Raw genomic sequence first — 8606 nt, 5'->3', positions numbered from 1 at the left:
TGGCGAAGGGGTTCGGTTTCTGGGACACCATGCCCATGCGCTTGCGCAGCGCGATGACGTCCACGCCCGGCCCGTAGATATCCTGCCCGTTGATGGTGATCTGGCCGTCGATCGACAAGCCGTCGATCAGGTCGTTCATCCGGTTCAGCGAACGCAGCAGGGTGGACTTACCGCAGCCGGACGGGCCGATCAGCGCCGTCACCAGCCCACGCTGGAAGGTCAGGTTGATGTCGTGCAGGGCCTGCGAAGAGCCGTACCACAGTTTGAAATCACTCACGTCGATCACCGAGCCTTCCGGCGAGGTGACGAAGTGATAGGTCGTCTCCTGCGGCGGGGCCGGGCGGGCGGACGGTTCGAGCGTGGCGCTGTCGGTCATGGGATCTAGACTCCGGGGCGGCGGTTAGCGATCAGAACTGGCTGCCGACAAACTTCTTCTTCAGCCGGTTGCGGATATAGATCGCCGAGGAATTCATCAGGACGATCAGGGCCAGCAGCAGCAGGGTGGTGACGAACACCATCGGCTTGCCGGCTTCGGAATTGCGCGACTGGAAACCCACGTCGAAGATGTGGAAGCCCAGATGCATGAAGCTGCGTTCCAGATGGATATAGGGGAAGAAGCCGTCAACCGGCAATTCCGGCGCCAGCTTCACCACACCCACCAGCATCAGCGGCGCCACCTCACCGGCGCCACGCGCCATGGCCAGGATCAGGCCGGTCATGACGCCCGGCATCGCACGGGGCAGGACGATCCACTTGATGGTCTGCCACTTCGAGGCACCGCAGGCCAGCGAGCCTTCGCGCATCGAACGCGGCACGGCGGCCAGCGCCTCCTCCGAGGCGACGATGACAACCGGCACGGTCAGCAGTGCCAGCGTCAGCGCCGACCACAATATGCCGCCGGTGCCGAAGGTCGGGCTCGGCAGCCGCTCCGGGAAGAACAGCGCGTCGATGCCGCCACCCACCGTGTAGGCGAAGAAGCCGACGCCAAACACGCCATAGACGATGGAAGGCACGCCGGCCAGATTGTTCACCGAGATGCGGACGATAGCGACCAACCGGCCCTGCTTGGCGTATTCGCGCAGGTAGAGCGCGGTGATGACACCAAAGGGCGCGACCACGATGACCATCATCAGCGTCATCACGACCGTACCGAAGATTGCCGGCAGGATGCCGCCCTCGGTATTGGCCTCGCGCGGGTCTTCGCTCAGGAACTCGCCCCAGCGCGACAGATAGACGCCCCACTTCTCAAAATAGGACAGGTCGTTGGCAGCATAGAAGCGCACGATCTGCGACAGCTGCATCTCCTTGGTCTGGCCATCGACTGCGGCCAGGGTGATGCGGTACTGCGCATCCTCCGCCTTGATGGCAGAAGCGGTTTCGGCCAGTGCCCGGTATTCGACCTGCAGTTCGGCGGCGCGTGCCTCGGCTTCCGCCTTCGCCTCGCGCACTTCCGGGCTGTCCGGGCCATAGCGCAGCTCCGCCCGGCGGACATCGAGCCGAAGCTCGTTCAGGTAATGATTGATGGCGCCGATCTCGTCGCGCTCGATCTCGCGGATACGTTCGAAGCGGTCGCGCGCCGCCTCCTGTTCGTCATGCAGCAGCGAAAGATCGATCCCCGGCCCTTCCAGCTTGCGGCCGGCCAGATCGACCGCCGCGATGGTGCCGACGAAAGCGCCCCATTCCTGGCGCTCGAAGAAGAAGAAATTCTCCGGATAGGAGACATCGGCCTTCTGGGTTTCCGGCACCCAGCGGAAATCCTCGCCGAACAGGTCGTAATTGCCGATCCGGTACATGGTTCGGCTGACGAAGCCGTCATCGGCGGCCACCTCGGCACGCTGAGCGGGGGTAAGCGCCTGCAGGAAGGCGGCATCGGGGCGGAACACCTCCGCGCGGAACGGTTCGCCCGCGACCTTGGCGCCATCATTCAGCGTAACCACGGCCACCGGCTTCGGCCAGAAGGTGGTGACACCATTCCAGAAGATCAGCGTCAGGAAGCCGGCGATCAGGATGATGCCCAGCGCCAGCGCGCCGCCAAGCCCCCACAGGAAGGGCTCGCCGACGGCCGAGATATCGGCCGAGTATTTGCGCACCGAACGCGGCTTCGCGGCAGTCCGGCTCATGTCTTTTTCGGCGGTCGCGGTCATTCCCGGTTCCCCTGATATATCCGGATCAAAGCTGGAAGGCGCGCTTGCGGAAGCGCTGGCGGATCACTTCCGCCACGGTGTTGATGACGAAGGTCATGGCGAACAGCGTCAGCGCCGCCAGGAACAGCATGCGGTAGAGCGTGCTACCCTGCACCGCCTCCGGCAGTTCCACCGCGATGTTGGCAGACAGCGTGCGCAGGCCGTTGAAGACGTTCCAGTCCAGGATCGGCGTGTTGCCCGCCGCCATGACCACGATCATGGTCTCGCCGACGGCGCGCCCCATGCCGATCATTACCGCCGCGAACACGCCGGACATGGCGGTCGGCAGCACCACCCACATCGCCGTCTGCCAGGGCGTGGCACCGGCGGCCAGACTGGCCGCGCGCAGCGAGGACGGCACCGCGTTCAGCGCATCTTCCGCAAGGGTGTAGATGTTCGGGATGACCGCGAAGCCCATCACGAAGCCGACCACCAGCGCATTGCGCTGCACGTAAGTATCGACCACCCCGCCGCGCGGGTCATAGCCGATGGCGGTCAGCGACGCCGCCAGGATGTAGCTGACGATGCCGGCGGCAACCAGCATGGCGAGCCAGCGGCCGAGATCGACCAGCGAGGCCCGGTTCTGCGGCATGTCGCGCAGCGCAAGCCGGTAGGTCGTGCCCACCGTGCGGCCGAAGACATAGCTGACGCCCAGGAAGGACAGCGGCAGCAGCACCAGGAACAGGAAGGGCAGGCCGGTGCCGATGGTCCCGTTCGTCCAGGCCTTCAGGTCGCCGTAGAAGAACACATTCTCGAACAGCGGGCCGGCGGCATAGGCGATGTAGCAGCCAAGGCCGATGACCACGAACATCATCGCGAACTTCGGAATACCATCCAGCCGCAGCTTCATCTGCGACGGCAGCGCCTGCCACAGATAGGCCGCCAGCATCAGCGACAGCGGCAGCGCGCCGAAGGCCAGCAGCACCGCCGCGATCCAGGTCTCGACGATGGGCGCCAGCAGCAGTGCGGCGATGAAGCCCAGCACCACGGTCGGCAGCGATTCCATCATCTCCATCACCGGCTTCACGGTTCCGCGGATGCGGCTGTGCACGAATTCCGAGGTGTAGATGGCGCCCAGCAGCGCGATCGGGATGGCGAACAGCAGCGAATAGACGGTGGCCTTGATGGTGCCGAAGATCAGCGGCGTCAGCGAGAATTTCGGCTCGAACACATCGGTGCCGGACGAGGACTGCCAGGTGTAGCTCGGCCCGTCATAACCCTCGTACCAGACCTTACCGAAGATGGTGCGCGAGGTCACTTCCGGGTGCGGCACCTGGAAGGTCCAGTAATTCACCTGCCCCGTGCGGTCGGCGATCAGGATGGCGTCGTTGCGCGGCGCCAGCAGCATCTGCGTGCCTTCGTCCGTCAGCGCATCGCGCTCCAGCTTCAGCAGGGTCTGCTCGCTGGTGTTGTGGCGCAGCCATACATTGCCGTCGAGGTCCATGGTCACCAGCGACTTGTTGCGCTGGCTGGCAGCGAAGTTGACCACCGGGGCACTATGCGGCTCCAGCTCGCGGATCAGGGTCAGCCTGTAGCCGTCCTTGGTGCCGGCATTGTCCGGCTGCAGCCGGTAGAAGATGCGCACGGAACCTTCCGAACCGCCGGCGACCAGCCCCTGCTCGCCATTCAGGAAGCCCAGCACCGTAAGGCGCTCGGCGCCCGGAAACGCCTTCATCGTTTCGGCCAGAACCGGCGCGGCGAAATCGCGCGTATCGTAGCGGTAGATATTGCCGTTCTCATCGGCGACATAAACCTGGTCGGCACGGCTGGTCATCAGCAGCTCGGTCACCCGGATGCCGCCCGGCAGGTCCGGCAGGGTAGAGGTCAGGACACGCGTCCTGGCCTGCCGGGTGAGCAGGTTCACCGTGGTTTCCGTGCGGCTGACGCGCGCCACGCCATCGCTATCCACGGTCACGAAGGACCGGGTCGGGCGCTCCGCCGTGCCGCCGATGCGATAATCGATGGCGCGGATCGGGCGCCCGGCCTCCGAAATCGCCTGCGGTTCGTCCAGCGTCGTTTGCAGCGAGACGCGGCGGAGCTGGTTGCCCGGAATGCGGGAATAGACGGCAGTGCCGTCCGTCAGGTCGCGGTCGTTCAGCTTGTTCGCCGCGGTCGGCAGCGCATCGCCCGGAAGGATCTCGATCTTCGGCTGGATCACACCGAACTGGACCGTGCCATCCTCGAAACCGAAGGCCAGGTTGTAACCGTCGGAGGTGGAGCCCATGGCGGTGATCTGCCGACCGCCGAAATCCAGATCGACACTGTCCAGCGGCGTGCCGGTATCAAGATGAAAGCTGGAAATCCGCCCGTCATCGGCGATCCGGATGCCGATGGTCTGGTACTCGTCGGTGCTGATCCAGGCGACAGGCTTTGCCGGCGTAATCTGGTAGGTACGCGTGTCGCGCACATCGCCGCCAAGGAACAGCGGCACCACCACCTGGGCCAGGAACACCATGATGCCGAACACGGCAACAATCACCATCAGGCCGCCGATGGTGATGCCCCAATCGGCGATCTTGTCGGTGATGAGGACGGAAGCGCTGGTCGCCTTGCGGCGCCGGACCGTGCCGATGGCAGTCTTGCCGGTTCCGGTGGAAGCGTCGTTGGCGTCGCTGGCCATGATAACCCTCAGCCCGATTTCAGAACGACGCCCGCCAGAGCAGCGCGACGCCGGAGCGTAGGAAGAAAGGGATAAAAGAATACAGGATCAAGCAAAAGAGATGCGGGCGGCGCCGAACGCCGCCCGCACCGCAGCCGATTACATCAGGCCGAAGCTCTTCAGGTCCTCGGCGGCGAGGCCCTGGTTGACCGGGAAGAAGCCGTCCTTCACGACCGCTTCCTGACCCTGCTTGGAGTAGATGTAGCGGATGAACTCGCCACGGACCGGGTCAAGCGCCTGGTTCGGGTTCTTGTTCACGTAGATGTAGAGGAAACGCGCGATCGGGAAGTTACCCGAATAGGCGTTCTCGGCGGTCGGGCCGTAGCACTTGCCGTCGGCACCCTTGATCTCGATGAACTTCACGTCTGCGGTCTTGTAGCCGACGCCGGAGTAGCCGATGCCGCCCTTGTCGGAGGCAACGCCCTGCACCACGGTGGAGGAACCCGGCTGCTCCTTCACGCTGTCCTTGTAGTCGCCGTCGAACAGCGCGACTTCCTTGAAGTAGCCATAGGTGCCCGAAGCCGAGTTACGGCCATAGAGCGAGATCGGCATGCTGGCCCACTCACCGGTGGCGCCAACCTGGCCCCAGGTGGTGATGTCGGCGCTCTCGCCGCCCTTGCGGGTCTTGGAGAAGATCGCATCGATCTGCTGCATGGACAGGCAGTTGACCGGATTGTCCTTGTGCGCATAGACGGCCAGCGCATCGACCGCCGAGCGGATCGGGGTCGGCTTGTAGCCGTACTTCTTCTCGAAGTCGTCGATTTCCTTCGACTTCATCGGGCGCGACATCGGGCCGAACTGCGCGGTGCCGGCGATCAGCGCGGGCGGCGCGGTCGAGGAGCCCTTGCCCTCGATCTCGATCTTCACGTTCGGGTACTGCGCCAGGAAGCCTTCGGCCCACAGCGTCATCAGGTTGTTCAGCGTGTCGGAACCGATCGACTTCAGGCTGCCCGAAACGCCGCTGGTCGGCTTGTAGGACGGCAGGTTCGGATCGACCCCCTGCGCAATGGCGCTGGTCGAAACCAGCAGGCCGGCGGCAACGGCCAGCGCGGCAGAAAACTTCTTCATGTTATAGGCTCCATCTTCCTGAGTGGCATCGCGGCTTCGGGCAAAAACGTAGGGCGCCGCATTGACCCCCTGCGCGCCAAAACCCAAGCCCGAAACCGTTCTGGTCGCCCCCGTGTCTTAGCCTATTTGCGTTGCGGTTTTGTGACACGACGATGACATTGCGCGGACTCTCTCCCGACGAATTGGCAGAATCATCTATCCTTGCCGGAAACGCCGCCACACGGCAGAAAGTGGCCCCATGACCTATTCGGTGAAAGAGCTGTTCAAGACCCTCCAGGGCGAAGGCGCACAGGCCGGCCGCGCCGCCGTGTTCTGCCGCTTTGCCGGCTGCAATCTGTGGACTGGGCGCGAGGAAGACCGCGCCGGCGCGGTGTGCCGGTTCTGCGACACCGATTTCGTCGGCACCGATGGCGAAGGCGGCGGCAAATTCCGCGATGCCGATGCCCTGGCCGATGCCATCGCCGCCTGCTGGGGCACTGAGACAGCGCGCCGCCATGTCGTGTTCACCGGCGGCGAGCCGCTGCTGCAGCTTGACAAAGCGCTGGTGGATGCGGTTCATGCGCGCGGTTTCGAGATCGCCATCGAGACCAACGGCACGCTGGAACCGCCGCCCGGCATCGACTGGGTCTGCGTCAGCCCGAAGGAAGGCGCCGACTGGGTGCTGCGTCAGGGCGACGAGCTGAAGCTGGTCTATCCGCAGCCTGGGCTTGGCCCGGAGGGCATGACCACCCTGTCCTTTCGGCATTTCTGGCTGCAGCCGATGGACGGGCCGGCGCGGGCGGAGAATACGGCGGCGGCGGTGGCCTATTGCCTCGACCACCCGGACTGGCGGCTGAGCGTGCAGACCCACAAGATGATCGGTATCCCGTGATGTTCGAGTTGAGCAAGGAATTCAGGTTCGATGCGGCGCACACGCTGAACCGCACCATCGAGGCCGAGTCCAGCCGGCGCATCCACGGCCATTCCTACCGCGCCCAGGTGACGGTGCGCGGCACGCCCGATCCGGAAACCGGCATGATCGTCGATCTGGGCATGCTGTCGCGCCTGATGGAGGATGCACGGCAGGCGCTCGACCATCATTTCCTCGACGAGGTGGAGGGGCTGGGCCCGGCCACGATGGAGAATCTCAGCGCCTGGATCTGGCGGCGGCTCGACGGCCAGGTACCGGGCCTCGCCTGCGTGACCGTGCTGCGCGACAGCAGCGGCGAAACCTGCCGCTATTTCGGTCCTGCTGCATGAAGGACAACGCCGCCCTCGTGCTGTTCTCCGGCGGGCAGGATTCGACCGCCTGCCTGGCCTGGGCGCTGGACCGGTTCGAGCGGGTCGAGACCGTGGGCTTCGATTACGGCCAGCGCCACCGGGTGGAGCTGGAGTGCCGCCAGACCGTGCGCGACGCCATCGCCGCCACTTTCCCGACCTGGGCCACAAAGCTCGGCGAGGATCATCTGCTGCCGCTGGACGTGCTGAAGGGCATCAGCGACACCGCGCTGACCGGCGAGGGAGAGATCGCCTTCCAGGAGAATGGCCTGCCCAATACCTTCGTGCCCGGCCGCAACCTGCTGTTCTTCACCTTCGCCGCCGCCATCGCCTACCGGCGCGGCATGAAGCATCTGGTCGGCGGCATGTGCGAGACCGACTATTCCGGCTATCCGGACTGCCGTGACGACACGCTGAAGGCGCTGCAGGTCGCGCTGACGCTGGGCATGGACACGCGGCTGGTCATCCATACGCCGCTGATGTGGATCGACAAGGCAGAGACCTGGCGGCTGACCGAGCGGCTGGGCGGCGCGCCGCTGGTGGAAATCACGCGCGACCTCACCCACAGCTGCTATCTGGGCGACCGCACAAAGGTCCATGACTGGGGTCATGGCTGCGGCAGCTGCCCGGCCTGCGAGTTGCGCGCCGAGGGCTGGCGGCGCTACCGGGCCGGCTGAATCAGATATGAAAATCTGCTAGGCTGCCGGCCACTGAGATATTTGCCTGAACAGCACGGAACGGAACCGCGCATGCGCGATCGCATCAAGGAAGTCGCCACGGAGCTGCTGATCACCCATGGCTACCGCGGCCTGCGCTTCAAGGATATCGCGGACCGGCTGGGCACGACGCGCGCCAATATCCACTACCATTTCGGCACCAAGAAGAACCTGATCGAGGAAGTGATCCAGGACTATGTCGAGGGTACGGCGGTGGAGCTGAAGGCGATCTGGACCGCCGAGAACCTGGCCTATGTCGAGCGCGTGCGGCGGATGATGGAGTTCAACCGGCAGCGTTACCGCCGCTTCAACCCGGCGGGCAAGGACGGACGGCCGTGGAGCATCATCTCGCGCATGCGCCTCGAATCCGACGTACTGAGCCGGAAATCCAAGGACACGCTGCGCGGCTTTTCGGAAACCGCCGAGGCCTATGTGAACGACGCCCTCGCCCAGGCCATCGCCAGGGGCGAGATCGCAGCCGACGCACCGGCCCGCGACATCGTGGTGCAGATCGTGGCCATCATCGACAGCGCCGGCTCCATCACCTCCGATGCCGGCTCCTTCGACCGGCTGGAACATCTCTACACCGCCTATCTGCGCGTGCTGACCCATGCCTATGGCGGGGAGAAAGCGCCGCGCCTGGCCGCCGTCGCGGAGTAGCGGATAGAGGTTGCGCGGCCCCGCCGGCCATGGATTAGTCTCCCCTTTACAGGCAGGAGATTT

The 8606-nt window shown here is 64.9% G+C and carries 8 protein-coding genes; 4 read left to right on the top strand and 4 right to left on the bottom strand.

Annotation, left to right across the window (positions count from 1 at the left end; translation table 11 throughout):
• The 4 genes from MK313_RS09215 to MK313_RS09200 form a co-directional block, all read right to left on the bottom strand.
• Positions 1 to 376: ATP-binding cassette domain-containing protein (locus tag MK313_RS09215; RefSeq protein WP_287781026.1), on the bottom strand; the 376-nt coding region annotated here is incomplete at its 3' end.
• Between the two features lie 31 nt (positions 377 to 407).
• On the bottom strand, positions 408 to 2144 hold the full coding sequence (gene pstA / locus MK313_RS09210) for a phosphate ABC transporter permease PstA (RefSeq protein ID WP_287781024.1): 1737 nt from the start codon (positions 2142 to 2144) through the stop codon (positions 408 to 410).
• Positions 2145 to 2169: 25 nt separating this feature from the next.
• A complete protein-coding gene (locus MK313_RS09205; protein WP_287781022.1) occupies positions 2170 to 4803 on the bottom strand; it encodes an ABC transporter permease subunit in 2634 nt (877 codons plus the stop codon).
• A 138-nt stretch (positions 4804 to 4941) separates the two neighbouring features.
• Positions 4942 to 5910 (bottom strand): PstS family phosphate ABC transporter substrate-binding protein, encoded by a 969-nt coding sequence (locus tag MK313_RS09200; protein WP_008944457.1) that lies wholly within the window; start codon positions 5908 to 5910, stop codon positions 4942 to 4944.
• Positions 5911 to 6148: 238 nt separating this feature from the next.
• Here MK313_RS09200 and queE point away from each other — a divergent pair, with 238 nt between their 5' ends.
• The 4 genes from queE (at position 6149) to MK313_RS09180 (ending at position 8543) form a co-directional block, all read left to right on the top strand.
• Positions 6149 to 6781: a 7-carboxy-7-deazaguanine synthase gene (queE, locus tag MK313_RS09195; protein ID WP_287781019.1), complete on the top strand. Its 633-nt coding sequence runs from the start codon at positions 6149 to 6151 to the stop codon at positions 6779 to 6781.
• Positions 6781 to 7149 (top strand): 6-pyruvoyl trahydropterin synthase family protein, encoded by a 369-nt coding sequence (locus MK313_RS09190; protein WP_121220599.1) that lies wholly within the window; start codon positions 6781 to 6783, stop codon positions 7147 to 7149. The genes queE and MK313_RS09190 overlap by 1 nt, the downstream gene beginning before the upstream one ends.
• Positions 7146 to 7844 (top strand): 7-cyano-7-deazaguanine synthase QueC, encoded by a 699-nt coding sequence (gene queC / locus MK313_RS09185; RefSeq protein WP_287781017.1) that lies wholly within the window; start codon positions 7146 to 7148, stop codon positions 7842 to 7844. The genes MK313_RS09190 and queC overlap by 4 nt, the downstream gene beginning before the upstream one ends.
• A 72-nt stretch (positions 7845 to 7916) precedes the next feature.
• Positions 7917 to 8543: a TetR/AcrR family transcriptional regulator gene (locus tag MK313_RS09180; RefSeq protein WP_008944453.1), complete on the top strand. Its 627-nt coding sequence runs from the start codon at positions 7917 to 7919 to the stop codon at positions 8541 to 8543.
• Positions 8544 to 8606: the final 63 nt, after the last annotated feature.

Origin of the sequence: Oceanibaculum sp., from assembly GCF_022449305.1 — a bacterium.
Taxonomy (GTDB): domain Bacteria; phylum Pseudomonadota; class Alphaproteobacteria; order Oceanibaculales; family Oceanibaculaceae; genus Oceanibaculum; species Oceanibaculum indicum.
This window is presented reverse-complemented; position numbering and strand designations above follow the sequence as displayed.